At 70.5% G+C, this 25,292-nt stretch carries 25 protein-coding genes; 1 reads left to right on the top strand and 24 read right to left on the bottom strand.

The features are described from left to right. Positions 1–308 precede the first annotated feature (308 nt). The 18 genes from TX83_RS08815 to TX83_RS23805 form a co-directional block, all read right to left on the bottom strand. Complete coding sequence (locus TX83_RS08815; RefSeq protein ID WP_064747578.1) at positions 309–785, bottom strand: low molecular weight protein-tyrosine-phosphatase; 477 nt, start codon at positions 783–785, stop codon at positions 309–311. A gap of 2 nt (positions 786–787) precedes the next feature. Next, a complete protein-coding gene (gene kdsB / locus TX83_RS08810) occupies positions 788–1,570 on the bottom strand; it encodes a 3-deoxy-manno-octulosonate cytidylyltransferase (RefSeq protein ID WP_064747577.1) in 783 nt (260 codons plus the stop codon). 94 nt (positions 1,571–1,664) lie between these two features. Next, positions 1,665–2,702 carry a tetraacyldisaccharide 4'-kinase gene (lpxK, locus tag TX83_RS08805; protein ID WP_064747576.1) on the bottom strand — a complete coding sequence of 346 codons (1,038 nt, stop codon included), beginning with the start codon at positions 2,700–2,702 and terminating at the stop codon, positions 1,665–1,667. Further along, positions 2,699–4,447 (bottom strand): lipid A export permease/ATP-binding protein MsbA, encoded by a 1,749-nt coding sequence (gene msbA, locus TX83_RS08800; RefSeq protein WP_075575067.1) that lies wholly within the window; start codon positions 4,445–4,447, stop codon positions 2,699–2,701. The genes lpxK and msbA overlap by 4 nt, the downstream gene beginning before the upstream one ends. Continuing rightward, positions 4,444–4,896, bottom strand: a complete 453-nt coding sequence (locus TX83_RS08795) for an ExbD/TolR family protein (protein WP_064747575.1) — start codon at positions 4,894–4,896, stop codon at positions 4,444–4,446. Before TX83_RS08795 ends, msbA begins: the two co-directional genes overlap by 4 nt. An 11-nt stretch (positions 4,897–4,907) precedes the next feature. Next, the gene (locus TX83_RS08790) at positions 4,908–5,573 is read right to left on the bottom strand and encodes a MotA/TolQ/ExbB proton channel family protein (RefSeq protein ID WP_075575066.1); all 666 of its coding nucleotides are present in this window, start codon (positions 5,571–5,573) and stop codon (positions 4,908–4,910) included. Between the two features lie 27 nt (positions 5,574–5,600). Beyond that, a complete protein-coding gene (locus tag TX83_RS08785) occupies positions 5,601–7,982 on the bottom strand; it encodes a ComEC/Rec2 family competence protein (RefSeq protein ID WP_064747574.1) in 2,382 nt (793 codons plus the stop codon). Between the two features lie 2 nt (positions 7,983–7,984). Then, positions 7,985–8,710 carry a lipoprotein-releasing ABC transporter ATP-binding protein LolD gene (gene lolD, locus TX83_RS08780; protein ID WP_425606017.1) on the bottom strand — a complete coding sequence of 242 codons (726 nt, stop codon included), beginning with the start codon at positions 8,708–8,710 and terminating at the stop codon, positions 7,985–7,987. Between the two features lie 7 nt (positions 8,711–8,717). Further along, positions 8,718–9,962, bottom strand: a complete 1,245-nt coding sequence (locus TX83_RS08775; RefSeq protein ID WP_064747572.1) for a lipoprotein-releasing ABC transporter permease subunit — start codon at positions 9,960–9,962, stop codon at positions 8,718–8,720. Positions 9,963–10,120: 158 nt separating this feature from the next. Then, positions 10,121–10,699 carry a hypothetical protein gene (locus TX83_RS08770; protein WP_064747571.1) on the bottom strand — a complete coding sequence of 193 codons (579 nt, stop codon included), beginning with the start codon at positions 10,697–10,699 and terminating at the stop codon, positions 10,121–10,123. Continuing rightward, entirely contained in the window at positions 10,650–10,931 is a 282-nt protein-coding gene (locus tag TX83_RS08765) for a succinate dehydrogenase assembly factor 2 (RefSeq protein WP_064747570.1), read from the bottom strand. The genes TX83_RS08770 and TX83_RS08765 overlap by 50 nt, the downstream gene beginning before the upstream one ends. A gap of 16 nt (positions 10,932–10,947) precedes the next feature. Next, positions 10,948–11,643 carry a hypothetical protein gene (locus tag TX83_RS08760; protein WP_141233427.1) on the bottom strand — a complete coding sequence of 232 codons (696 nt, stop codon included), beginning with the start codon at positions 11,641–11,643 and terminating at the stop codon, positions 10,948–10,950. Further along, a complete protein-coding gene (locus TX83_RS08755; RefSeq protein ID WP_064747568.1) occupies positions 11,640–12,062 on the bottom strand; it encodes an MAPEG family protein in 423 nt (140 codons plus the stop codon). Before TX83_RS08755 ends, TX83_RS08760 begins: the two co-directional genes overlap by 4 nt. Positions 12,063–12,202: 140 nt before the next feature. Further along, the gene (locus tag TX83_RS08750; protein ID WP_064747567.1) at positions 12,203–12,988 is read right to left on the bottom strand and encodes a succinate dehydrogenase iron-sulfur subunit; all 786 of its coding nucleotides are present in this window, start codon (positions 12,986–12,988) and stop codon (positions 12,203–12,205) included. Positions 12,989–13,003: 15 nt separating this feature from the next. Next, positions 13,004–14,758 (bottom strand): succinate dehydrogenase flavoprotein subunit, encoded by a 1,755-nt coding sequence (gene sdhA, locus TX83_RS08745; protein ID WP_064747585.1) that lies wholly within the window; start codon positions 14,756–14,758, stop codon positions 13,004–13,006. Positions 14,759–14,800: 42 nt separating this feature from the next. After that, positions 14,801–15,199, bottom strand: a complete 399-nt coding sequence (gene sdhD, locus TX83_RS08740) for a succinate dehydrogenase, hydrophobic membrane anchor protein (protein WP_064747566.1) — start codon at positions 15,197–15,199, stop codon at positions 14,801–14,803. Then, positions 15,196–15,591 (bottom strand): succinate dehydrogenase, cytochrome b556 subunit, encoded by a 396-nt coding sequence (gene sdhC / locus TX83_RS08735; RefSeq protein WP_064747565.1) that lies wholly within the window; start codon positions 15,589–15,591, stop codon positions 15,196–15,198. The genes sdhD and sdhC overlap by 4 nt, the downstream gene beginning before the upstream one ends. Before the next feature lie 105 nt (positions 15,592–15,696). Then, entirely contained in the window at positions 15,697–15,915 is a 219-nt protein-coding gene (locus tag TX83_RS23805; protein WP_261370073.1) for a DUF1674 domain-containing protein, read from the bottom strand. A 30-nt stretch (positions 15,916–15,945) separates the two neighbouring features. Here TX83_RS23805 and TX83_RS08725 point away from each other — a divergent pair, with 30 nt between their 5' ends. Then, positions 15,946–16,815, top strand: coding sequence for a YgfZ/GcvT domain-containing protein (locus tag TX83_RS08725; protein WP_064747564.1), 870 nt, complete (start codon positions 15,946–15,948; stop codon positions 16,813–16,815). A 185-nt stretch (positions 16,816–17,000) separates the two neighbouring features. Here TX83_RS08725 and asnB read toward each other — a convergent pair whose 3' ends face one another. The 6 genes from asnB to TX83_RS08695 all read right to left on the bottom strand — a co-directional run bounded on the left by asnB (position 17,001) and on the right by TX83_RS08695 (position 25,188). Continuing rightward, positions 17,001–18,950: an asparagine synthase (glutamine-hydrolyzing) gene (gene asnB, locus TX83_RS08720; protein ID WP_064747563.1), complete on the bottom strand. Its 1,950-nt coding sequence runs from the start codon at positions 18,948–18,950 to the stop codon at positions 17,001–17,003. A 129-nt stretch (positions 18,951–19,079) separates the two neighbouring features. Then, a complete protein-coding gene (locus TX83_RS08715; RefSeq protein WP_428992548.1) occupies positions 19,080–21,311 on the bottom strand; it encodes a thiamine pyrophosphate-dependent enzyme in 2,232 nt (743 codons plus the stop codon). A 140-nt stretch (positions 21,312–21,451) separates the two neighbouring features. After that, positions 21,452–22,093: a glutathione S-transferase family protein gene (locus TX83_RS08710; protein ID WP_064747584.1), complete on the bottom strand. Its 642-nt coding sequence runs from the start codon at positions 22,091–22,093 to the stop codon at positions 21,452–21,454. Then, a complete protein-coding gene (locus tag TX83_RS08705) occupies positions 22,090–22,644 on the bottom strand; it encodes a GNAT family N-acetyltransferase (protein ID WP_064747561.1) in 555 nt (184 codons plus the stop codon). The genes TX83_RS08710 and TX83_RS08705 overlap by 4 nt, the downstream gene beginning before the upstream one ends. Positions 22,645–22,849: 205 nt before the next feature. Next, complete coding sequence (locus tag TX83_RS08700) at positions 22,850–24,013, bottom strand: acyl-CoA dehydrogenase family protein (protein ID WP_064747560.1); 1,164 nt, start codon at positions 24,011–24,013, stop codon at positions 22,850–22,852. 353 nt (positions 24,014–24,366) lie between these two features. Next, a complete protein-coding gene (locus TX83_RS08695) occupies positions 24,367–25,188 on the bottom strand; it encodes a glycine zipper 2TM domain-containing protein (RefSeq protein ID WP_064747559.1) in 822 nt (273 codons plus the stop codon). Positions 25,189–25,292 lie beyond the last annotated feature (104 nt).

The following is a 25,292-nucleotide window of genomic DNA, read 5'->3' as shown; positions in this document are numbered from 1 at the left end:
TCGGCGGCGGGGGGCGGCGGGCGGGAGTCCGGAGCAGTTTTGGCGTGAGCGGCTACTGAATTGGGTTGATTATGCGCGAGCGCAAGGGCCGCGACCGGGACGCAGCGCCGAACCGGCCGGGTCTACGCCCGCTGGACAGGCGCACGCCCCGCGGACCGGGCCACGCGCCCTGGCGTCGGGCCCGTCCGGCGGCGTTTCGACGCACGGCCCAGCGGCGGCGAAACCGTCCCGCCAGGCCTCGCAACGGCCGCCGACGCGGCCCGGTCCGTCGTCCAGGCCGATCGGCAAACGACCGCGCCGGCCTGCGTTCAGCCCCGCCGCAGCTCCTGGCGCAAGCGCGCGATCGCGCCGTCGGCGGCGCGGTCGAGCAACTGGAACACATGTTCGAACTGGGCCGGCCCGCCGGTGTAGGGGTCGGGCACTTCGCAGTCCTCGCCGATCCCGCACCAATCCAGCAGCAGCGCGGTTTGCGCGGTCGCGTCCTTGGGCGCGCGGGCGCGCACGTCGCGCAGGTTGGCGCGGTCGGCGCACAACAGCCAATCGAAGCGGCGGTAGTCGGCGGCCTGGATCTGACGCGCGCGCAGACCGGCGATGTCGACGCCGTGGCCGGCGGCGTTGGCGATCGAGCGCCGGTCCGGCGGCTCGCCGATGTGCCAGTCGCCGGTGCCGGCCGAATCCAGTTCGACCCGCCCGGCGATCGAAGACGCGGCGATGCGCGCGCGCAGCACGCCCTCGGCCACCGGCGAGCGGCAGATGTTGCCCAGGCAGACCACCAGCAAGCGCATGCTCAGCCGCCCTCGCCCGGTGCCGGCGCGGCCAGGTGAGCTTCGGCGCGAGCCAGGTCCTCGGGGGTGTCGACCCCGGGCGGGAACGGTTCGGGCGCGATCCCGACCGCGATCCGGTAGCCGGCTTCGAGCGCGCGCAGTTGTTCCAAGGACTCGACCTGCTCCAGCCGGCCCGGGCGCAGCTTGGCGAACTTGCGCAGGAACCCGGCACGGTAGCCGTAGATGCCGATATGGCGCAGCCATTCGCCGCCGCCGGGCATGCGCGTGCGGTCCTTGGCGAAGGCGTCGCGCGGCCACGGAATCGGCGCGCGGCTGAAGTACAGCGCATCGCCGTTGCCGGCGCGGACCAGCTTGACCGCATTGGGATCGAGCAGGATCTCGACTTGCTCGATCGGCGTGGCCAGGGTCGACATCTCGGCGCCGCTGTCGCGCAGGGTCGCCGCAGTAGCAACGATGCCGGCGGCCGGCGCGAACGGCTCGTCGCCCTGCAGATTGACCACCACGGTGTCGTCGCCCCAACCGGCCAGATCCGCGCACTCGGCCAGGCGGTCGGTGCCGGAGGCGTGATCGGGCGAGGTCATCGCCACCCGCACCCCGCTGCCGTCGAGGGCGCGGGCGATGCGTTCGTCGTCGGTGGCGATCCACACCTCGCGCGCGCCGGCGGCGAGCGCGCGCCGGGCGACGTGCAGCACCAGCGGCTCGCCGCCGAGCGGACGCAACGGCTTGCCCGGCAGGCGCGAGGCGGCATACCGGGCGGGGATGGCGACGACGAAGTCCTGGCTCATGTTCGGTTCCAAGGCGAAACGGTGCCTGCGCAGCGTGCGGTGCGCGACGGCGGGTCGGAATGCAGTCTAGCGGCGTCGGGCGCCGTCGCGGCGCTCAGCGGCGGCGATGCGCGGCCAGCTTGTCCAGCAGCGCCACCCACAAGGCCTCCGGCAACTCCGCCCGCACCGGCACGCTGTAGTGCGCGTCGGTGGCGAACGCGTCCGGCCCGTCCAGGGCCAGCTTGACCGCGTCTTTCTCGGTCATCAGCACCGGCAGCTTGCTGCCGAACCCGAAATCCTCGGCGACGTAGCGGTGATGGTCGGCGAAGGCATGCGGGACCACGGCGATGCCGACGCCACGCAACATGGCGAAGTAGCGCTCCGGATCGCCGATCCCGGCCACGGCGTGCACGCGCCGGCCGGCGAACGAGGCCAGCGGCAGCGATCGACCGCCGAGCAAGGGCGTCGCCTGGTCGGCGATCAGCCGCATCGGCCATTCGCCGAAGCCGCTGCTCGCCGCCGGCTCGCCGGCCGCGCCGGCCAGATTGACCACACGGAAATCGCACGACGCCGCGCGCTCGGGCGGCTCGCGCAAAGGTCCGGCCGGCAGCAGTTGGCCGTTGCCGTAACGGCGGCGGCCGTCGATCACTTCGATTTCGATGTCGCGCGCCAGCCGGTAGTGCTGCAGGCCGTCGTCGCAGACGATCACGTCGCAGCCGGCTTCGGCCAGGGCGCGTGCGGCGGCGGCGCGGTCGCGGTCGACCCGCACCGGCGCGCCGGTGCGGCGGGCGATCAGCACCGGCTCGTCGCCGCCCAGGCGCGGATCGGTGTCGCGCTCGACCCAACGCGCGGTCTTGGCCTCGTCGCGGCCGTAGCCGCGGCTGGCCACACCCGGCTTCCAGCCTTCCTGCTGCAGGCGCTGGACCAGGGCGATGGTGAGCGGGGTCTTGCCGGCGCCGCCGGCAGTGATGTTGCCGACCACCACCACCGGCACGCCGGGGTGGCGGCGGCGCAGCAGGCCTTTGCGGTACAGGCTGCGGCGCAGGCCGGTCAGCGCGCCGTACAGGCCGGACAGCAGCCGTGCGGAAGCCGGCACCGGCAGGTCGTCGTACCAGAACCCGGGCACGCCGGGGCGGCGCTCGGCCCCGCTCATTCGCCGTCCCGGAACTGCATGCGGTGCAGATGCGCGTACAGGCCGCCCTGCGCCAGCAGTTCGGCGTGGCGGCCACGTTCGACGATCCGCCCCTGGTCCAGCACCAGCACCTGGTCGGCGTGTTCGATGGTCGACAGGCGGTGCGCGATCACCAGCGTGGTGCGGTCCGGCATCAGCCGCTCCAGCGCGTCCTGGACCAGGCGTTCGGATTCGGTATCCAGCGCCGCGGTGGCCTCGTCGAGGATCAGGATCGGCGCGTCCTTGAGCATGGCGCGGGCGATCGCCAGGCGCTGGCGCTGGCCGCCGGAGAGCTTGCCGCCCTTGGCGCCGATCGACGTGTCCACGCCCTCGGGCAGGCGCTCGATGAATTCGGCCGCGTTGGCGCCCTGTACCGCGCGCTGCAAGGCCGCCTCGTCGCTGCCCTGCAGTTCGCCGTAGGCGACGTTGGCGGCGATGGTGCCGTCGAACAGCATCACCTGCTGGCCGACCAGGGCGATCTGCCGGCGCAGGTCGGCGAGCCGGTACTCGGCCAGCGGATGGCCGTCGAGCAGGATCTGCCCGGCCTCGGGGTCGTAGAAGCGCGGGATCAGCTTGATCAGGGTCGATTTGCCGCTGCCGGAGCGGCCGACGATCGCGGTGACCGAGCCCGGGCGGGCGACGAAGCTGATGTCCGACAGCGCCGGCTGAGCCTGCCCCGGGTAGCGCGCGGTGACGGCGCGGAATTCGATCAGCCCCTGGCTGCGGGCGAGTTCGCGCTCGCCCTGGTCCGGCTCTTCGGCCGCGTCCAGCACTTCGAACAGGCGCTCGGCCGAAGCGACGCCGCGCTGCAGCATGTTCTGCACGTTGGTCAGCTGCCGCAGCGCCGGAATCATCGCCATCATCGACATCATCAAGGCGACGAAGCCGCCGGCGCTGAGGCGTCCTGCGGAGGTTTCGTAGCCGGCCACCAGCAGCAGCAGCGCCAGTCCCGTAGCGCCCATCAACTGGACCATGGCCGAGGCGATGCTGCGGGTGGACTCGACCTTCAGGCTCAGCCGCAGGTAATCGTTGGCGATCGCGCCGTAGCGCGCGAGTTCCGACGGCTGCGCGCCGTAGACCTTCACTTCCTGCTGGTTGGACAGGGTCTGGTCGGCCGACAGCAGCAGCTGCGCGCCGCTCTCCTGGATGCGATGGCTGATGCGGCGGTAGCGGCGGCCGACCTTGTCCATGACCCAGGCCAGCGGCGGCGCCATGACCGCGACCGCGATGGTCACCTGCCAGTTGGTCCAGATCATCACCGCCAGCAGGGCCAAGGCCTGCAGCGAGTTCTGCACCATCACCTTGAGCGCGTCGACCGCGGCCTGCGCGACCTGGTCGCTGTCCGAGCCCAGCCGCACCAGCATCGACGGCACCGGTTCGGTGTCGAAGCGCGAACCCGGCAGGCGCAGGTACTTGTCCAACACCCGCACCCGCAGGTCGCGGGCCACGCCGCGGCCGGACTTGGCCATGAAGTAGTCGGTCAGGTACCCGGCCACCCCGCGCAGCACGAACACGCCGACGATCGCCGCCGGCAGCCACAGCGCCACCGCCCGGTTCTTGGCGATGAAGGTCTCGTTGATGATCGGCTCCATCAACTTGGTGAACGCGGCGCCGGCGCCGGCTTCGATCGCCATGCCCAGCGCCGCGATCCACAGCAGTCCGCGGTAGGGCCGCGAGAATTCCAGCAACCGGCGATAGGTCTGCCAGGGCGAGGCGGCTGCCGTCACCGCGCGGCCCCCGTCGCCGGCTTGGCCGCGCTGGGTTGCGGCGGCGCGGTCGCGTTCATGATCCGGCGGAAGCCGAGCTGGCCGAGCGCGTCGTAGACGGTGACCACGGCCTGGTACGGGGTGCGCGCGTCGGCGCGCAGCATCACGGTGCGGTCGCGGTCGTCGCCGGCGACCTCGGCGATAGTGGTCTTGAGCGACTCCAGGTCGTCGCGCAGCACTTCGCGGTCGCCGACGAAGTAGCGGCCGTCGGCGTTGACCAGCACGATCAACGCCTTGCTGGCGTCGCCGGCGGGTTCGCCGGTGGCGCGCGGCAGCTCGAGCTTGAGCACCGAGCGCGCATCGAAGGTCGCGGTGACGACGAAGAAGATGATCAGCACCAGGATCACGTCGATCAACGGGACCAGGTTGATCTCCGGCTCGTCGTCGGCGCGGTGGTCGCGGATACGCATGCGGCGCCGCCTCAGCCGGCCTGGCCGCCGGCCAGGCGCACCGGCGGACGCGCTTCGTGCGCACGCGCCTCGGCGGTGCCCGGGGTCAGCACGTCGACCAGGGCGATGGCCTCGTGCTCCATCGCAACGATGTACTCGGCGATGCGGCCGCGGAACCAGCGATGGGCGATCAACGCCGGGATCGCCACGATCATGCCCGCGGCGGTGCAGACCAGGGCCTTGCCGATGCCGCCGGCGAGCTGGTTGACGTCGCCGATGCCGTGGTCGTTGATGACCAGGAACATCTGGATCATGCCGACCACGGTGCCGAACAGGCCCAGCAGCGGGCCTGCGGCGGAAATCGTGCCCAGCGTATTCAGGTAGCGCTCCATGCGATGGACCAGATGCCGGCCGACGTCCTCGACGCGCTCGCGGATCTCCTCGCGCGGGCGGTGGCGGACGTCGAGCGCCGCGGCCAGCAGCGCGCCCAGCGGCGCGGTCGCGCGCAGCGACTCGATGTGCGCCGGATCGAGCTTGCCCGAGGCCGCCCAGGTACGCACTTCCTGGCCCAGGTTCGGCGGCAGCACGGCGCGCCGGCGCAGGGTCCACAAGCGTTCGACGATGATCGCCAGCGCCACCGCCGACAACATCAACAACGGAATCATCGGCCAACCGCCGGCCTTGACCAGTTCCAGCACTCGCGAACCCCCGGCCCGTGGCCGACTTCAATCCGGGCGATAGGATAGCCCAGGGTCCGTGCGCCGGGTCGCATCCCACAGGCGCGGGTGTGTCTGGCGTCGCGTTTCCACGGCGATGCCGCCCGCGCCCAGCCGGACCCGCAGCGCGCCCTGCCCGGCGGTCAGCCAGGTGCGGGCGCCGGCCTCGCGCCAGCGTTGCAGCACCGGCTTGCGCGGATGGCCGAAGCGGTTGCCGTGGCCGGCCGAGATCAGGGCATGGCGGGCGCCGGTGGCGGCGACGAAGGCCGGATCGGACGAGCCGCCGCTGCCGTGGTGAGCGACCAGGACCACGTCGGCGCGCAGGCGCTCGTCGGCCGATTCGGCCGCGCGCCGGACCAGGTCGCGTTCGATCACCTCGCCGATGTCGCCGGTCAGCAACGCGCTGCCGTGGGCGCTGTCGATCCGCAGCACGCAACTGGACTCGTTGCCGAGATAAGGAAAGTCGGCGGACGGATGCAGGAAGCGCAGGCGTACGCCGTCCCAGTCCCAGCGTTGCCCGGCCCGGCAGGCCGCGCTGCGCAATCCGCGCATGGCCTCGCCGGACACCTCCGGCGGCGCCGTCAGCGGCGCCGGGAACTCGGCCAGCACCGCGCCCAGGCCGCCGGCATGGTCGTTGTCGCCGTGGCTGGCGACCACCCGGTCGAGCTGGCGCACGCCGAGCGCGCGCAGGCTGGGCAGCACCGCACGCTCGCCGGCGTCGAAGCCGTCGCGCACCGCCGGGCCGGCGTCGTACAAGAGGCTGTGACCGGCCGTGCGCACCAGCACCGACAGCCCCTGCCCCACGTCGACCACCACCAGTTCCACTTCGCCCCGGCGCGGCAGCTGCCGGTCCGGCCACAACAGCGGCAGCCACAGCAGGACGGCCAGGGCCTTGCCCGGCGTGCCGCGCGGCAACAGCAGCCAGAACGCGCCGGCCAAGGCCAACGGCAGCGCGTACCAGTGCGGCTCGGGCAACCACCACAACGCCAGACCGCTGTCGGCCAGGGCCTCGAACAGCGGCCAGCCGGGCTCGAAACAGGCCGCCGCCGCGCGCCACAGCGGCGCTCCCGCGCCGGCGTACAGCAACTCCAGGCCGGTGCCGAGCAAGGCCAGCGGCACCACCAGCAGGCTCCACCACGGCACCGCGAGCAGATTGGCCAAGGGGCCGGCCAGCGAGGCCTGGCCGAACAGCAGCGCCGCCACCGGCAGCAGGCCCAGGCTGGACACGCCCTGGGCGCCGAGCAGCCCTCCCAGGCGCGCGCGCCAACCGGAGTCGGCCGTATCGGCGGGCAGACACCACATCAACCAGAGCACGCCCAGGAAGCTGAGCCAGAAACCGGCGCCGAGCAAGGCCAGCGGGTCGACCAGAGCAAGCGCGATCGCCGCCACCGCCAGCGCATCGAAACCGCGCCAGCCCCGCCGCGACAGGCTGAGACCGGCGACCACCGCGATCATCAGCCAGGTGCGCACGGTCGGCAGAGCGAAGCCGACCGCAGCGGCGTAAGCGCCGGCGCCCAGCATCGCCGCGACCGCCGCCGCCGTCGCCGCCGGGCAACGCCGACCCCAGCCCGGCCATAGCCACCACAGGGCCCGCGCCAACCAGGCCGCGGCGCCGGCGACCAGGCCGACGTGGAAGCCGGAAATGGCGATCAAATGGGTCAGGCCGTTGGCGCGCAGCACACTCCAGTCGCGCGGGTCGAGGCCGCGGGTGTCGCCCAGCGCGAGTGCGCGCACGAAGCGCGCGCCGCCGGTCGGCACCGCAGCGGCGATGCGGTCGGACAGGGTTTCGCGCCAGGCCTGCAAGCCGCTCGCTTCGCTCAGGCGACGCGCTTCGTCCACCCGACGCAGATAACCCGTCGCGCTCAGCCGGTCCATCAACGCGTAACGCTCCGCGTCCGGCGCGCCCGGGTTGCGCAGCCCGCGCGGTGCGCGCAGGCGTACCCGCAGCTGCCAACGCTGGCCCGCGCGCAGGGCCGAGCGCGGCTGAGGGTCCTCGTCGTACCACGACAGGCGCAGCAAGCGGCCGCGCAGCGGCGCCGGCTGGGCGGCATCGTCGTCGACGCGGAAATCGAAGCGGGAGCGGCGCGGCTCGTGCAGCGGCAACTCGACGATGCGGCCACGCAGCGCGACTTCGCGTTTCTCCCAGTCCGGCGGCAGTTGCAGGCTCAGCGCCCAGGCCGCATGCACACCGGCCCAGGCGAAACCGAACGCGAGCGCGGCCGGCCAACGCCAGCCCGGTCGGCGCCACCACAGCGCGACGGCCAACGCCGCCAACGCGATCGACCAACCCCACGGGCATACGCGCGGCAAGGCCAGGCCGGCACCGATGCCGGCCAACACTCCGATCGCTACGCGTTTTCCGAACGGCGGCGTCCTTGCCGCATCGAACATGGCTACACCTCGGCGGCGTCCAGTTGCCGCAGTTTGCCCTCGTGCAGTTCCAGCACGCGGTCCAGGCGCCGCGCCAGGCGGCGGTCGTGGGTCACCAACACCAGGCTGGTGCCCTGATCGCGGTTCAGCGCGAGCATCAGCTCGAACACCGTGGCCGCGGTCTTCTCGTCGAGATTGCCGGTGGGCTCGTCGCCGAGCACGCAGGCCGGCCGGTTGACCAGCGCGCGCGCCACCGCGGCGCGCTGACGCTCGCCGCCGGAGAGTTCGCCGGGCTTATGGTCCAGGCGATGGCCCAGGCCGACCGCTTCGAGCAGGTCGCGCGCGCGCTGCTTGGCCTGCGCGGTGGTGGCCGAACGGCTGCGGCCGTCGAGCAGCACCGGCAGCATCACGTTCTCCAGCGCGGTGAACTCCGGCAGCAGGTGATGGAACTGGTAGACGAAGCCCAAGGCCTGATTGCGCAGCAGGCCGCGTGCGCGATCGGACAGCGCGCTCATGCGTTCGCCGGCGACGTAGACCTCGCCCGCGGTCGGCGTGTCGAGGCCGCCGAGCAAATGCAGCAGCGTGCTCTTGCCGGCGCCGGACGCGCCGAGGATGGCCACGGTCTCGCCCTTGCGCACGCTCAGGTCCAGATCCTGGAACACCGGCGTGCGCAGCTTGCCCTCGGCATAGGTCATCGCCAGGCCCTGGCACTGCAGGACCACGTCGGCGACGTTGGAATTGGAATGCATCGACGCCTCACTCATAGCGCAAGGCCTCCGCCGGCGCGGTGCGCGCCGCGCGCCAGGCCGGGTAGAGGGTGGCCAGGAAGGCCATCGCCAAAGCCACGCCGGCGATGATCACCACGTCGCTGGTCTGCAGGTCGGTCGGCAGGCCGGTGATGTAGTAGACGTCCTCCGGCAGCAACTGCACGCCGAGCAGCGTCTCGATCGCCTTGAGGATGTGCTCGAGGTTGAGGGTCAGGACGATGCCGCCGACCACCCCGAGCACGGTGCCGATGATGCCGATCAGGGTGCCCTGGACGACGAAGATGCGCATCACGCTCATCGGGGTCAGGCCGAGGGTGCGCTGGATCGCGATGTCGGCCTGCTTGTCAGTGACCAGCATGACCTGCGAAGACACCAGGTTGAACGCGCCCATGGCGATGATCAGCGACAACAGGATCGCCATCACCGTCTTCTCCATCTTCAACGCGCGGAACATGTTGGCGTTGTCGCTGCTCCAGTCGCTGATCCGGTACGGGCCGCCGAGGCTCACCGAGAGGTCGCGGGCGACGTCCCAGGCCTGATCCATGTCGTGCAGGCGCAGGCGCACGCCGGTCACGCCCTCGCCCATCCGCAGCACACGCTGGATATCGTGCATGTTGACCACCGCCAGGCCCTTGTCGAACTCGTTGTAGCCGGCCTCGAAGATGCCGCTGACGGTGAAGCGCTTGAGCTGCGGCATCGCCCCCATCGGCGTGCTGCGGCCGTCGGCGGTCATCACCACCACGCTGTCGCCGACCTGCGCGCCCATCCACAGCGCCAGTTCCTTGCCGAGCACGATGTTGAAGCTGCCCGGGGTCAGCGAATCGAGCTTGCCCTCGACCATCTTGTCGGCCAGCACCGAGACCTTGCGCTCCTGCGCCGGATCGACGCCGCGGATGATCGCCGGCTGCTGCCGGGTCGCCGACAGCAACGCTTCCTTCTCGATGTAGGGCGCGGCGCCGGCGACGCGCGGATCGGCCTGGGCCTTGCCGACCGCCAGCCGCCACTCGGTCAGCGGCTCGCCATAGGCGCTGACGGTGGCGTGCGCGGCCATCTGCAGCATGCGGTCGCGGATCTCGCGCTGGAACCCGCTCATCACCGCCAGGGTGGTGATCAACGCGGTCACGCCGAGCGCGATGCCGGCAATCGACGCCAGCGAGATGAAGGAGATGAAGCCGTTGCGGCGCTTGGCGCGCAGATAGCGCAGGCCGATGGCTACTGAGATGGGTTTGAACATCAGGGCGGGGATTTGGGATTCGGGATTGGTGGAAGCGGAGATTCGGGATCGGGATCGGGATCGGGATTCGGGATCGGGATTAGGGATTAGGGATTAGGGATTCTCAGAAGCAGATCGCACGCCACCGCTTTTACCAATCCCCAATCCCCAATCCCGGCTCATGGTGCCACCGATCGCGGCTGAGCCGTGGGCAATGAGACCGCGGCGGCCAGCCGCAGTTCACGCCGCTGCGCGGGCGGCAGGGTGTCGGGCCACCACAGCAGGCGGCCGCGGCGCCCCTCGTCGTCGCGGTACTCCAGGCGCGCCAGCCAGCCGCGCCAGTGCAGGCTCCAGGACGACAGCGGGCGTCCGTCGAGCCAGGCGCGGCCGCCGCGCAGCAGCAGGCGCTGCGGCGGACGGCGCAATTCGCTGCGGGCCGAATGCGCGGCCCAGGCCAGGGCTGCGGCCGACAGCGGCCAGGCCAGCGGCGGCGCCAGTTCGCTGCCGAGGCAGGCCCAGGCGGCGGCGGGACCCAAGGCGATCAGGCCGGCCGCGAGCAGGCGCGAAGGACGCCACAGCAGGCCTTCCTCGCTCGCTGCGCCGGCCTGTGCGGCGGCCGCCGGCCGCGCGCCCGAGCCGATCAGGCTCCAGGCGACCAGCGCCCTGCCCCGGCGCGCCGATGACGCCGCCAGCGCGGCGAGACCGCGCTCAGGGCGGCAGCTTTGCGATCGATTCGACGAGTCGCTGCAATTCGGCATCGCTGGAAGTCTCGTGGCCCATGAACCAGTGCCAGAGCTTATCGTCCTCGGTTTCCAGCAACCGTAGGAAAACGCCGCGCTCGGCATCGGAAGCCTGCCGCCATGCGCGGTCCAGATAGCGGCCGAACAACTGGTCCAGTTCGCGCATGCCGCGCCGGCAGCGCCAGCGCAGGCGGCGCAGTTCCAATTCGTCGCGTCGTTCGCGCTCGCTTGCGTCGATTTCGTCGTTCATGGCGTCCTCGTTGCGCTCACGGCGTCGCCGGCGCGGGCTCCAGCGCCCGGCACAGGCCGCCGGGGTTGCGTTGGCAGTGCGCTGCGGCGTCCTTGGCCAGGGCCGGGTCGTTCTCGATCGCCAGACGCGCCGCGGTGCGGAAATCGTCTTCCGAAGCGCCGTCCGCCATGACGTTGCCGAGCTTGTCTTCGATCGGAGTCTCGGCGAAGGCCTGATGCGCCCGGTACTGCGCTTCGCCACCGCGCTCGCGGATGCAGTCCGGCACGCCCGGGGTGCCGAGCGCGGCGCGGATGCAGGCCAGCTCGGTGCGGCCGGCGTCGCTACGGAAATACGCCAGCCCCTGCGCCAATTCGGCGGCGGTGCTGGCAGCCGCGAGGCGGCCCGCGGCGCCGTCGACGAACGGCGTCATCGGCATCGCCGCGATCCAACGCCGGACCAGCTCGCGGTCGGCGTCCGAGCGTTGGTCGTCCGGGCCGCTCGGACCCTGGTCGGCGGTCAACTGCAAGATCTGCCGCATCAGCGCGGGATAGTCGATGGCCTCCAGCAGGCTGCGCGCGTCGGCCAGTCCGTCTGTCGCGGCGCCTTCGGCGGTGGCGCCGGCGGCGACGGGCGCTGCCGCCAGCGCCGGCGAGACCGCCGCGGCGGCCAGCAGCAAAGCGGCCGCGAGACGGCGCGCCGGCCGCGCGGCGCAACGATTGATCATGTCATTCATGAGCGGAGCAATCCGATGGCGAGGTGGACCCACAGCGCCCACAGCGTCAACGCGCCGGCGACGTAGACGATGAAACGGTGCATGACCCGGTTGTAGCCGCAGTGGATCAGGCTGTGCAGCGCGCGCAGGGCGACGAAGGTCCAGGCCAGCGCCAGCGTCGCCGCATTCGCCAGACCGTTCAGCGCCGCCACCGTCAGCGCCAGGTAGAACAGCACCGGCAGCTCGAACAGATTGCGGAAGTTGTCCGCGGCCGCGCTGTCGGTCAGCTTGGCCGCGGCCTGCGACGAGGTCGCCACCGCCTGCGGATGGATGCGGTCGCGGCGCATCTGGCCGATCCGCACCACGTACAGGCGAACCCACACCGCGCAGGTCAGCGCGACCATCGCCAATGCGGGCAGGAAGATCGCTTTGGTCTGCATCGTTCACCCCGTGCGCGGCGCGCGGCCGTCGTGTGTGGCAGGCATTTCGGCAGGCGTTCAAAGCACGACGGCGCCGAACGGCGCCGTCGTTGCGTATCCGGTCGCGGCGCCGCCTCGACGCCGCCGCGGCCCGGCGCGCCTCACACGCGGCGCGCCAACATCAGCTTCTTGATCTCGCCGATCGCCCGCGCCGGATTCAGCCCCTTCGGGCAGGTGCGGGCGCAGTTCATGATGGTGTGGCAGCGGTACAGCTTGAACGGATCTTCCAGATCGTCCAGGCGCGCACCGGTGTCCTCGTCGCGCGAATCGATGATCCAGCGGTAGGCCTGCAGCAGGATCGCCGGGCCGAGATAGCGGTCGCCGTTCCACCAGTAGCTCGGGCAGCTGGTCGAGCAGCACGCGCACAGGATGCACTCGTACAGGCCGTCGAGCTTCTCGCGGTCGGCCGGCGACTGCAGGCGCTCGCGGTCCGACGGCGCCGGGCTCTGGGTGCGCAGCCAGGGCTTGATCGAAGCGTACTGGGCATAGAAGTGGGTCAGGTCCGGCACCAGGTCCTTGACCACTTCCATGTGCGGCAGCGGATAGATCGGCAGCTCGCCGTTGCCGCCGCAATCGCTGATCGCCTTGGTGCAGGCCAGCGTGTTGGTGCCGTCGATGTTCATCGCGCACGAACCGCAGATGCCCTCGCGGCAGGAGCGACGGAAGGTCAGGGTCGGGTCGATCTCGTTCTTGATCTTGATCAGCGCGTCCAGAACCATCGGGCCGCACGCGGCCAGGTCGACCTCGTAGGTGTCGACGCGCGGGTTCATGCCGTCGTCCGGATTCCAGCGGTAGACCTTGAAGGTGCGCGGCTGCTTGGCGCCGGGAGACGCCCAGTGGCGGCCCTTCTGGATCTGCGAGTTCTTGGGTAGGGAAAATTCAGCCACGGTGCTCGCTCCGGATCAGTAGACGCGCTTGGCCGGCGGGATCGAAGCGACCTCGCCCGTCATCGGCTGCATGTGGACGGGACGGTAGTCGATCCGGGTCTCGCCCTTGTCGTCCACCCAGCACAGCGTGTGCTTCTGCCAGTTGACGTCGTCGCGCTCCGGGAAGTCCTCGTGCGCATGCGCGCCGCGCGACTCCTTGCGGTTCTCGGCCGACACGATCGTGACCAGCGCCTGGTCGAGCAGGTTGGACAGCTCGAAGGTCTCGATCAGGTCCGAATTCCACACCAGCGAGCGGTCGGTGACCTTGACGTCGGCGAACGAGGCGTGGATCTCGCGCATCTTGGCCACGCCCTCGGCCAGGGTCTGGCTGGTGCGGAACACCGCCGCGTCGGCCTGCATGGTGCGCTGCATCTTGTCGCGGATCACCGCGGTCGGGGTGCCGCCGTTGGCGTTGCGCAGTTTGTCCAGGCGCGCCAGCGCGCTGTCGCAGGCATCGCCGGCGAGCGGCGCCTGCTTGCCGTTCGGGACGATGGTCTCGGCGCAGCGGTTGGCCACCGCGCGGCCGAACACGACCAGGTCGAGCAGCGAGTTCGAGCCCAGCCGGTTGGCGCCGTGCACCGACACGCAGGCGGCTTCGCCGATCGCGTACAGGCCCGGAACCACCGCGTCGGGGTTGCCGTCGCGCAACTGCACCACTTCGCCGTGGTAGTTGGTCGGGATGCCGCCCATGTTGTAGTGCACGGTCGGCAGCACCGGGATCGGCTCCTTCTCGACGTCGACGCCGGCGAAGATGCGCGCCGATTCGGCGATGCCCGGCAGCTTCTTGTGGATGACGTCCGGGCCGAGGTGGGTCAGGTCGAGCAGGATGTGGTCCTTGTGCTCGCCGACGCCGCGGCCTTCGCGGATCTCGATGGTCATCGAACGGCTGACCATGTCACGCGGCGCCAGGTCCTTCACGCTCGGCGCGTAGCGCTCCATGAAGCGCTCGCCGTTGCTGTTGCGCAGGATGCCGCCTTCGCCGCGCACGCCCTCGGTGATCAGGCAGCCGGCGCCGTAGATGCCGGTCGGGTGGAACTGGACGAATTCCATGTCCTGCATGCCCAGGCCGGCGCGCAGGGCCATGCCGCCGCCGTCGCCGGTGCAGGTATGGGCCGAGGTGGCGCTGAAGTAGGCGCGGCCGTAGCCGCCGGTGGCCAGGACGGTGCCCTGGGCCTTGAACAGGTGAAGGGTGCCCTCGGCCATGTCCAGGGCGAGCACGCCGCGGCAGACGCCGTGCTGGTCCATGATCAGGTCGAGCGCGAAGTACTCGATGAAGAACTGCGCGTCGTGCGCCAGCGACTGCTGGTACAGGGTGTGCAGGATGGCGTGGCCGGTGCGGTCGGCGGCGGCGCAGGTGCGCTGGGCCGGCGGCCCCTTACCGAACTGGGTGGTCATGCCGCCGAACGGACGCTGGTAGATCTTGCCGTCGTCGGTGCGCGAGAACGGCACGCCGTAGTGCTCGAGTTCGATGATCGCCGGGATCGCTTCGCGGCACATGTACTCGATCGCGTCCTGGTCGCCGAGCCAGTCGGAGCCCTTGACGGTGTCGTAGAAGTGGTACTGCCAGTTGTCGTCGCCCATGTTGGCCAGCGCCGCGGCCACGCCGCCCTGCGCCGCCACGGTGTGCGAACGGGTCGGGAAGACCTTGGTGATGCAGGCGGTCTTCAGGCCCTTCTGGGCCAGGCCGAAGGTGGCGCGCAGGCCGGCGCCGCCGGCGCCGACCACGATCATGTCGAAGGTGTGTTCTTGGATCTTGTAGGCAGAGGCCACGGCTCAGGCTCCCAACGCGATGCGGATGATGGCGAGCACGCTGGCGAGGGCCGCGAGTACGCAGACGAAAACCACCGCGAGCTGCGATGCGATCGCCAGCCCCGGGGTATGGACGTAGTCTTCGATGACCACCTGCAGGCCGAGCTTGGCGTGCCAGAACATCGCGATCAGGAACGCGCTCAGCAGCACCGCGTTGCAGGGGTGGGCGACCGAGGCGCGCACCGCGGCGTAATCGGCGCCGATCCACGACACGATCAGGCCGACCACGTACAGCACCAGCGGGATCATCGCGATCGCGGTGACGCGCTGGACCACGAAATGATGGGTGCCGTCCTTCGCCGAGCCCAGGCCGCGCGCGGTCTTGAGCGGGTTGCGCAGGCGCTTGGAATGCTGAGTGCTCATGCGCCACCTCGCGACATCATGGCGACGATCCAGACCAGCGCGGTCAGGACCAGGCTGCCGATCACGCTGATCCAGCTGTTGCGGACGAAGGCTTCGATCTTGTAGGCGTAGCCCGCGTCCTGGACCAGGTGGCGGATGCCGTTGATCAGGTGGTAGCACAGCGCCCAGGTCCAGCCGAACAGGATCAGGAAGCCGAGCGGCGAGCGCGCGCAGGCGACGAACTTGGCCCACGAGTCCGGGCCGCCGGCCAGGGCCAGCAGGCCCCAGGCGATCAGCAGAGCGCCGATGGAAAGAATGACACCGGTCGCGCGGTGCAGGATCGAGGTCACCATCTGTACCTGCCAGCGGTAAACCTGCAGGTGTGGCGACAAAGGTCGTTCGCGGTTCGCCATGAGGGATGGCTATCTCGGCTGGGCGGCGGCGCCGCGTGGCGGGAAGCGTTGGAAACGCCGGTGTGTGGGTGTGTGCTTGAAAAGCGCGGAACGCGGACCGATCAACTAGAAATCGATGCAGCGCCCGTTCTTCTCCCAGTCGCCGTAGCGAGTCGGTTCGGGACCCTCGCGACCACCGTGCTCTTTGCGGGCCAGCCCTTGCGGAGCCTGCTCTTCGGGAGCGTCCTTGGCGGAAGGCGAATGGCCTCCCGCATCGGAAACGGGAGTCGCCGGGGTCTCGGACGCCTCGTCCGAACGTGCTTCCGGGGTGGTTTCGCCTATCATCACAGCGTTAAATATTAATTCCCGCCCCCCATGCCTGACAACCCGCAAGCCTTGCCCGGACAGGCCTTCGCCCTGCCCGGCCACACCGTTATCGCCCTTGAAGGGCGCGATGCCGCGGCTTTCGCCCAGGCGCAGTTCATGAACGACGTGAAGCCGCTCGGCGACGGCCAGTGGCAGTGGAACGGTTGGCTGACCCCCAAGGGCCGGGTGATCGCGCTGTTCGCTTTGCTGCGCCTGTCCGACCAGACGCTGCTGCTGGTCCTGCCCGACGCCGACGCCGAATCGCTGGCGGAGCGGCTGCGGCGCTTCGTTTTCCGCAGCAAAGTGGCGATCGGCATACGCGCCGGGCTGCACGCCGCCGGTCGCTGGGGCCGGCCGGCGCAGGCCGAGGGCGCCGCCCTGGCCGGGGATGAGAACGCCGGACTGGAACTGGACTACAGCGGCGCAGGCCAGGCCCGCAGCCTGCTGCTGGCGCCCGCGCCGGCCATCGCCGACACCGAAGCGGCCGCGCGCTGGAGCCTGGCCGACCTGCGCCACGGCCTGCCGCGGCTGAGCGCGTCGCAGGTCGAGCATTGGACGCCGCAGCAGCTGTCGCTGGAGCGCCTGCAGGCCTTCAGCGTCAAGAAGGGCTGCTATCCGGGCCAGGAAATCGTCGCCCGCACCCATTTTCTCGGCAAGGCCAAGCGCGGCCTGGTCCTGTTCGGCGGCGACGCGGCGATCGCCGACGGCGCCGAAGTGCGCGGCCGCGACGCCGTGTTGGGCACGGTCGTGGCCAGCGCCGACGCCGGCGACGCGCATCTGGCGCTGGCGGTGCTGCCGCTGGAGCGCGAACCGCAGCCGGCCACGATCGACGGCCAGGCGGTGAGCGAACAACCGCTGCTCGACGGCCTGGAGCGCTGAGGCGCCGTTTCCGCAGGAGCGGCGCAAGCCGCGCCCCCACTGCAACGGCGCGAGCATCGCAGGCGCCGAAGCCCGCGCCACCGGGTCTGCGCGTCCGATTCGCCCGCACGCGCGGGCCCTCGCGACGGGCCGCCGCCGGGGGCGATGGCGACAGCGCCGGTTTCTCTGCGCGTCCCGGTCGCGGCTTACGCCGCTGCTGCGGAAGTTGTCGCTTCGCGCTGCGCACGCCAGTGCGCATGCCAGGCCTGGAACATCAGCACGTTCCACAAATGGGTATGCCAGCGCCGCTCCCCGGCCTGGAACTGCCGCCACAGGCCGTGCACCAGGTCGGCGTCGAGATAGCCTTCGCGGCGCAGCCGTGCAGGATCGAGCAACTCCTCGGCCCAGCCGCGCAGATCGCCGCGCAGCCACTGGGTGACCGGCGCGCCGAAGCCGCGCTTTTCGCGGTCGACCATGGCATCGGGCAGATAACGCTTGAGCACCCGCTTGAGCAGGCGCTTGCTGCCGCCGTCGCGCTTGTAGGCCAGGGGCAGCGACCAGGCGAATTCGGCCACCCGGGTATCGAGCAGCGGCGCACGCGCTTCCAGGCTCACCGCCATGCTGGCACGGTCGACCTTGCACAGCAGATCGTCGGGCAGATAGACCGCGTAATCGGCCAGCATCATCGCATCCCCCGGCGTGCCCAGGCCGTCCAGCGGCTCGGCCTGGTCGTACAGGGTCGGCGGCAGCGCCGCGCCCGGCACCGCCGCCTGCGGGAAGCGCCAGCGCACGATGCGGTTGCGGTAGACGTCGCCGATGCCGCGCGCGCCCATTTCGGCCGCGAACGCGGCGAAGCCGCCGGCGCGCGAGGTCTCGCCGTGGCCGCGCGCGCTCGCCGCCAGCCAGCGCCGCAACGGCGCCGGCACCCGGCGCAGCAAGCGCAGATTGCGCAGCGCACGCTCGTAGCGGGTATAGCCGAAGAACAATTCGTCGCCGCCGTCGCCGGACAAGGCCACGGTGACCTGGCTGCGCGCCAGCCGGCTGACCAGCGCGGTCGGCACCTGCGAGGCGTCGGCGAAGGGCTCATCGAACATCGCCGGCAATTGCGGCACCACCGCCAATGCGTCGGCGCCGCTGACGTAAAGCTCGGTGTGGTCGGTGCCCAGGTGCCGCGCGACCTCCAGCGCCAGCGGCGCCTCGTCGTGGTGCGAGCCCTGGAAGCCGATGGTGAAGCTGCGCACCGGCTTGGCGCTGAGCGTCTGCATCAGCGAGGTCACCACCGACGAATCGGTGCCGCCGGACAGGAACACGCCGACCGGCACGTCGGCGACCATGCGCAGGCCCACCGCGTCGCGCAGCAATTCGTCCAGGCGCTCTTCGGCGCCGTCGATGTCGCCGTCGAACGGGGCGCGGATCGCCGCGGCCATGCGTTCGCGCGCATCCCAGTACCGTCGCTGGTCGCGGTGCGGATCGTGTCCGGTCGCGCCGCGCGCCACCGCTTCCGCGTCCAGCCGCAGCAGCGCGCCCGGCATCAGCTTGAACGTGTCCCGATGGATCGAATACGGCGAGGGCACGTAGTCGTAGCGCAGCAGCAGGGCCAGCGCATCGCGATCGACGCCGTTGTCGAAATCCGGGTGCCGCCACAGGGCCTTGAGCTCGGAACCGAACACCAGGGTTTCGCCGGCCCAACCGTAGTACAGCGGTTTCTTGCCGACCCGGTCGCGGGCCAGCCATAACTCGCGTCGTTCGCGGTCCCACAGCGCGATCGCGAACATGCCGTTGCAGCGCGCGATCGCCGCCTCCACGCCCCACTCCGCCACCGCCGCCAGCAGCACCTCGGTGTCGGAGTGGCCGCGAAAGGCATGGCCGCGCTCGAGCAGTTCTTCGCACAGCTCGGCGAAGTTGTAGACCTCGCCGTTATAGGCGATCACGTAGCGGCCGTCGGCCGAGGCCATCGGCTGATGGCCCAGCGGCGACAGGTCGAGAATGCTCAGGCGCCGGTGCGCCAGGGCGATGCCGTGGGCCGCATCGGCCCAAACCCCGTCGTCGTCCGGACCGCGATGGGCCAGCGCCTCGCCCATCGCCGCCGCCAGGCGCCGCAGCGCGTCTTCCGGCCGCCGCGCCGATGCCTGCCACATGCCCGCCAGACCGCACATTCGATTCCCCCTACGTCGCCGCGGCCATTATGCCGCCGGCGCCGTGATCGCACCCTGACGCGGCGCTCCGGCGGCCGCAGCCGCGGCCCGGCCGCGAGGGCCGGCACCGCATCGACGCGATGGCGCAGATCAAGCCAGCCGGTCGGCCGCGGCGACGATGTCCTCGTCGCCCGGGATCACCAGGAAGGCCGCGCCCGCCAGCGGCGTGTAAGTGTCGACGCCGACCACGCGCTGCATCGGCACGCCGCCCAGGCCGGCCTCGGCCAGCGCGGTGATCACGCCCTCGCCGACCCCGGCGCTGCGCCGGCCTTCGTCGACCACGACGATGCGCTTGGCGCCGCGCGCCTGTTCGGCGATGTAGGCGTCGTTGAGCGGCACCAGCCAGCGCAGGTCGACGACCTTGGCCTTCCAGCCGTATTTCTTCTCGATCTCGCGCACCGCGCGCAGGCTCATCGGCACCCCGTTGCCGTAGCTGAAGACCACCAGGTCTTCGCCTTCGCCGTAGGTCCGGCCTTCGCCCAGCGGCATGGCCTGGTCCGGCGCCGGGTACGAAGTCAGCCATTGGCCGTCGCCGGCCTCGTACAGGTCCTTGGTCATGTACAGCGCGATCGGCTCCAGGAACACCGCCACCCGGCCGTCGACCTTGGCCAGCGCGGTCAGGGTGCGCAGCATGGTCGCCGCGTCGTCGCCGCGCGAGGGGCAGCCGACCACCAGGCCGGGAATGTCGCGCAGCGCGGCGATCGAGTTGTCGTTGTGGAAGTGGCCGCCGAAACCGCGCTGATAGCCCAGGCCGGCGATCCGCACCACCATCGGGTTACGGTACTGGTTGTTGCTGAAGAACTGCAGCGAAGCCGCCTCGCCGCGGATCTGGTCGCAGGCGTTGTGGAAATACGCCAGGTATTGGATTTCCGGGATCGGCAGCAGGCCGACGTTGGCGAAGCCCTGGGCCATGCCCAGGATCATGGTCTCGTCGAGCAGGGTGTTGAACACCCGGCGCGGGCCGAACGCCTTCTGCAGGCCCTTGGTGACGGTGTAGACGCCGCCCTTCTGCGCCACGTCCTCGCCGAACAGCAGGGTTTCGGGGTACTTGGCGAACAAGTCGTGCAGGGCGTTGTTGATCTGGATCGCCAGATGGCGCGGCGCCTGCGCCTCCGGCAACTTGGCTTCGCCGCCGAACACCTCCAGCCGGCGCTGCGCGTAGTCGGCGCGCGCGGCTTCCGCAGCGACCGCCTCGGGCGAATACGGCGCCAGCGGCGCGATCACGTCGTCGAGCCTGTCCAGCTTGGGCCGACGGTCGGCCTCTTCGGCTGCGGCGAAGCACTTGGCGCGGGTGGCTTCGTACAGCCCGAGCACCTCGTCCCTGGACATCAGCCCGGATTCCAGCGCGATCGCCGCCGAGCGCAGCAGCGGATCGCTGGACTCGACCGCGCACAGCTCTTCCACCGAACGCCACTCGATCTCGAAGTCGGTGCCGGCGTGGCCCATGATCCGGGTCGTGCGCAGGTGCAGGAAGGTCGGCCGGCGGGTGCGGCGGCAATGCTCGACCGCGCGCTGCACGTCGCCGTAGCCGCTCGCCAGGTCCAGACCGTCGGCGGCGAAGTAGTCCAGGCCGTCCATGGTGCGGAAACGGTTGCCGATCCAGCCGCCCGGGGTCTTGACCGAGATGCCGATGCCGTTGTCCTCGCACACGAACAGCACCGGCGCCGGCAGCTTCTGGTAGGCGGTCCAGGCCGCGGCGTTGAACGCGGTCTGGGCGGTGGCGTGGTTGGCCGAGGCGTCGCCGAAGGAACAGATCGCGATGCTGTCGTCGGGAATCGGCAGCGCCTGGCCGAGCCGGCGCGCGGTTTCGATCGCCACCGCCGTGCCCAGCGCCTTGGGCAGGTGCGAGGCGATGGTCGAAGTCTGCGGCAGCACCCACAACGGCTTGCTGCCCCAGACCTTGTGCCGGCCGCCGGAAGCCGGGTCGTCCTTGCTGGCGGCGAACGACAGCGCCGAATCCATCACCGGGTCCATGCCCGGCAACTTGCGGAAGCGTTCGGCCATGAAGCCGCCGCTGCGGTAGTGCAGGAACGCCGGATCGGTATGGCGGGTCAGTCGCGCCACCATCGCATTGCCTTCGTGGCCGCTGGAACCGATGGTGTAGAAGACTTTGTTCTGCACCCGCAGCACCCGCGCCATCAGGTCCAGATGACGGCTGATCAGCTGCGACTCGAACAACTCGCGGAAACCGCGCGCGTCCAGCGCACTGCCGTCGAGGACGGCCTCATCGGCGGCCGGGCGCGCATCGGCGCGGCCGTTCCAGCCGCGCACGAACTCGACGAAGTTGACGTCGCAGATTTCGGCCCGGTTGAGGCCTTTCATGCGCGCCGGGATCGGGCTCGGCACCGGGTTGAAGTTCGGCACGCCCTGGAAGATCGGAGACTGCGGTTGCGCTGACATCGGAAACTCCGCCGCCCGCACGCGGGCCGGCTCAACAGTGAGGAATCGGGGAAAACCAGGACTCAGGCCGTTTGCGCGATCCGCTGCGCGGCCTGCGCGTCCGGCTCGGGCAGCGCGACGAAGCGTTCGGTCGCGCGCACCCGCGCCAGCCAGGCGCGCAGCGCCGGATAGGCCTGCAGGTCGATGCCACCGTGACCGGCGACGTCGGTGTAGGCGAACAGGGCGATGTCGGCGATGCCGTAGTCGTCGCCGCTGAACCAATCGTGCGTCCGCAGGTGCTGCTCCATCACCGCCAGGGCGCGATGGCCGCGCTCGCGCAGCGCCGGCAGTTCGGCCCGGCGCGGCGAATCCAGCGGCGTCCAGCCGGCGATGAAGCGCGCCACCGCGACATAGGGTTCGTGGCTGTACTGCTCGAAATTCATCCAGCTCAGGGCCTGCGCGCGCTGCCAGCGGTCGGCGGGCAGGAAACGGCTGCCCTCGGCCAGGTAGTACAGGATCGCGTTCGACTCGCTGAGCGTGCGCCCGTCGTCGAGTTCGATCACCGGCACCTTGCCGTTGGGATTGAGGGCGAGGAACTGCGGCGTGCGGGTCTGGCCCTGGCTGCTGTCGACCTCGATCCAGCGATAGGGCTCGCCGAGCTGCTCCAGCAACAGCCGCAGCTTGTGGCAATTGCCCGACGGCGAAAAACCGTGGACGGTGATCATGCCGAAGCCCCGTTGCGGCGCGCGCGCCACTCTTCTCGGGTCTGGCCCCAGACTTCGACTTCTTTTTCGTGGAACGGCTCGGGCAGCCGATCCTGGCGCAGATAGCGCGAACCGAGCTTGCGCGCCACGCCCTTGGACGGCGCGTTGTCGGCGTCGATGGTGTGGATCACCTCGCTCCAGCCCAGGTGGTCGAAGGCCCAGTCGATGGTCGCCGCGGCGCCTTCGCTGGCGTAGCCCTTGCCGCCTGCGCTTTCGACGATGCCCCAACCCACTTCGGTGCCCGGCCAACCTTCCGGCTGCCACGGGCCGAGCCGGCCGACCCAGCGCCCGGAGGATTTTTCGTAAACTGAGAAGAAACCGTAGCCCAGCGCGGCCCAGGAACCGATCACCGACATCAGCCCGCGCCAGGCCGTCGGCCGCGGCTGCGGCCCGCCGATGTAGCGCAGATAGTCGCCGGCGTCCATGAAGCCGGCCCAAGCGTCGAAATCGTCCAGGCGCGGCGGGCGCAGGATCAGCCGCGGCGTTTCCAGTTCGATGTCGGGAATCGTCATCACAGGCGCCTTCTCCTACGCATCGATAATCCCCTCGTCTCCGGCGAAAGCCCCTCCCGCGTGTGGGAGAAGGCCTGGGGTGAAGGCCGGCGAGGCGACGCAAGCGACGTACTGCTCCCGCGCGCCCTCATCCGGCCCTTCGGGCCCTCTTCTCCCGCGAGCGGGAGAAGGAATCAGCGGCTCCCGCACGCGCGGGAGCGAAGCTTCAGAACGCGTTGATGCCGGTCAGTTCGCGGCCGACCACCAGCTGGTGCACGGTCTCGGTGCCTTCGTACGTGATCACCGACTCCAGGTTCAGCGCATGACGGATCGCGGCGTGCTCGGTGGTGATGCCGGCGCCGCCGAGCAGATCGCGGCATTCGCGCGCGATGTCGATCGCCATGCGGCAGTTGTTCCACTTCGCCAGGCTCACCTGGGTCGGCTGCATGCTGCCGGCGTCCTTGAGCCGGCCGAGCTGCACCACCAGCAGCTGCGCCAGGGTGATGCGGCGCGCCATCTCGGCCATCTTGATCTGCGCCGACTGGGTCGCCGCGACCGGACGGTCGAACAGGATGCGCTCCTTGGAGTAGTTCAGCGCCTCGTCCAGGCAGGCGATGGCGGCGCCGATCGGGCCCCAGGTGATGCCGTAGCGGGCCTGGGTCAAGCAACCCAGCGGGCCCTTGAGGCCCTTCACGTTCGGCAGGCGGTTGGCCTCCGGCACGCGCACGTTGTCGAAGAACAGCGACGAGGTCACCGACGCGCGCAGGCTCATCTTGTGCTTGATTTCCTGCGCGGCGAAACCGGGCATGCCCTTCTCGACCACGAAGCCCTGGATGCCGTCCTCGGTCTGCGCCCAGACGATGGCGATGTCGGCCAGGTTGCCGTTGGTGATCCACATCTTGGAGCCGTTGAGGATCCAGTCGCCGCCGTCGCGCTTGGCGTTGGTCTTCATGTTGGCCGGGTCGGAACCGCCGTGCGGCTCGGTCAGGCCGAAGCAGCCGATGATCTGGCCCTTGGCCATGCCCGGCAGCCAGCGCTGGCGCTGCTCTTCGGTGCCGTAGGCGTAGATCGGGTACATGCACAGCGAGGACTGCACGCTGACGAAGCTGCGGATGCCGCTGTCGCCACGCTCCAGTTCCTGGCAGATCAGGCCGTAGCTGACCGCGTTGAGGCCGGCGCAGCCGTATTGTTCCGGCAGCGAGGAACCGAGCAGGCCGAGTTCGGCGATTTCCGGCACCAGTTCCTTCGGGAAGCGCCCCTGGTCGAAGGCATCGCCGATGATCGGAATCACGCGTTCGTCGGTGAAGCGGGCCACGGTGTCCTGTACGGCGCGCTCCTCTTCGCTGAGCAAGGAACGGACGTCGTAGAGATCGTAAGGATGCAGGGCCATGGCGCGCTCAGGAGACCTGTATGGACAGAAAGACGGCCATTGTAATGGCCCCTCGCAGCGCGGGTAAGGTCAAAAACCCCTGAAGAACCCGCACTGCGCGGTATGCGGGGAATTCTTGCGCGGGGCCTGGGGATAACGGGCGGGTTTATCGCGGATCGCCCGCCGAGCCCCGTTTCGAGCCACTCGGATGCGCTCGCCGGTCAGGCTTGCGTGCGTGTCCCTCCTGCCGCGCGCCGGCGCATCCGGCCCGCGCGATCGCATCCGCGCGAAGCGCGCAGCCGGCGGGCAACGCCGGGGCAAAAAAAACGGGGCCGGACTGGCCGGCCCCGTTGCGGGTATCGCGCTGGCGCGGATCAGCCGCGGTTGGTCGCCGACGCCGAAGCGGTCTGGGTCACGACCTCGCCGTTGATGACCGGCAGACGCTGGGTCGGGCGCTCGTCCATGCGGATGGTCTGCTCCTGCCCCTGATAGCGGTAGGTCACGTTGTAGCCGACCACCTTGTCTTCGCTGCCCAGGGCGATGCGGCTGCCCGGCTTGCTCTCGGTGCGCATGGTGCCGGTGGTGCCGTCCGGGTTGCGGAAGGTCACGTTGTAAGCCACCACGCGCGAGGACTGCGAGGTATCGGACACGGTATGGCACTGGCGCTCGGTGCGGTTCACCACGCGGCCGCCGACATGGTTGCGGTCGACGCGGTTGCCGATGAAGCCGCCGGCCACCGCGCCGGCCGCGGTCGCGGCCTTCTTGCCGTTGCCGCCGCCGACCTGGTTGCCGAGCAGGCCGCCGATGACCGCGCCAGCCACCGTGCCGCCGACGTTGCCGTCGCGCTCGGGCAGGCGCTCCTGCACGACCACGTCCTCGCAGACTTCGCGCGGGGTCGAGACGGTATTGGTCTCGCGCACCGGATCGGTGCCGATCACGGTCGCGTACAGCTTTTCCTTCTGATTGATCGGGTCGACCTTGACCACGTCGGCGTATTCGACCTGCGGCGTGGCGTCGATCGCGCCGCTGGCGGCGATGTCGCCACCGGCGCCGTTGCCCGGCTGCAACTGGCCGGCCGGAGCCGGAGTCAGCGCGGCGTCGGCGACGGCCGGGCCGCGGAAGCTCTGGAAGGCTGCGACGGCGACGCCGCCGACCAGCAGCGACGCGATCGCGACAGCAATCATGTTCTTGTTCATTTGGAGCCTCCAGCGGGGGACCTGAGGTACAGCGTGGGTGGGTGCGGACCGCCGGGGCATGGCGGGCCGCGCGTTATGTGTGTGCTAATTCCACCACCGGAAAG

This window comes from Lysobacter antibioticus HS124 (genome assembly GCF_000336385.2).
GTDB lineage: Bacteria > Pseudomonadota > Gammaproteobacteria > Xanthomonadales > Xanthomonadaceae > Lysobacter > Lysobacter firmicutimachus.
Note: the sequence above shows the minus strand (reverse complement) of the source record. Positions and strands in the feature narration are given on the sequence as shown.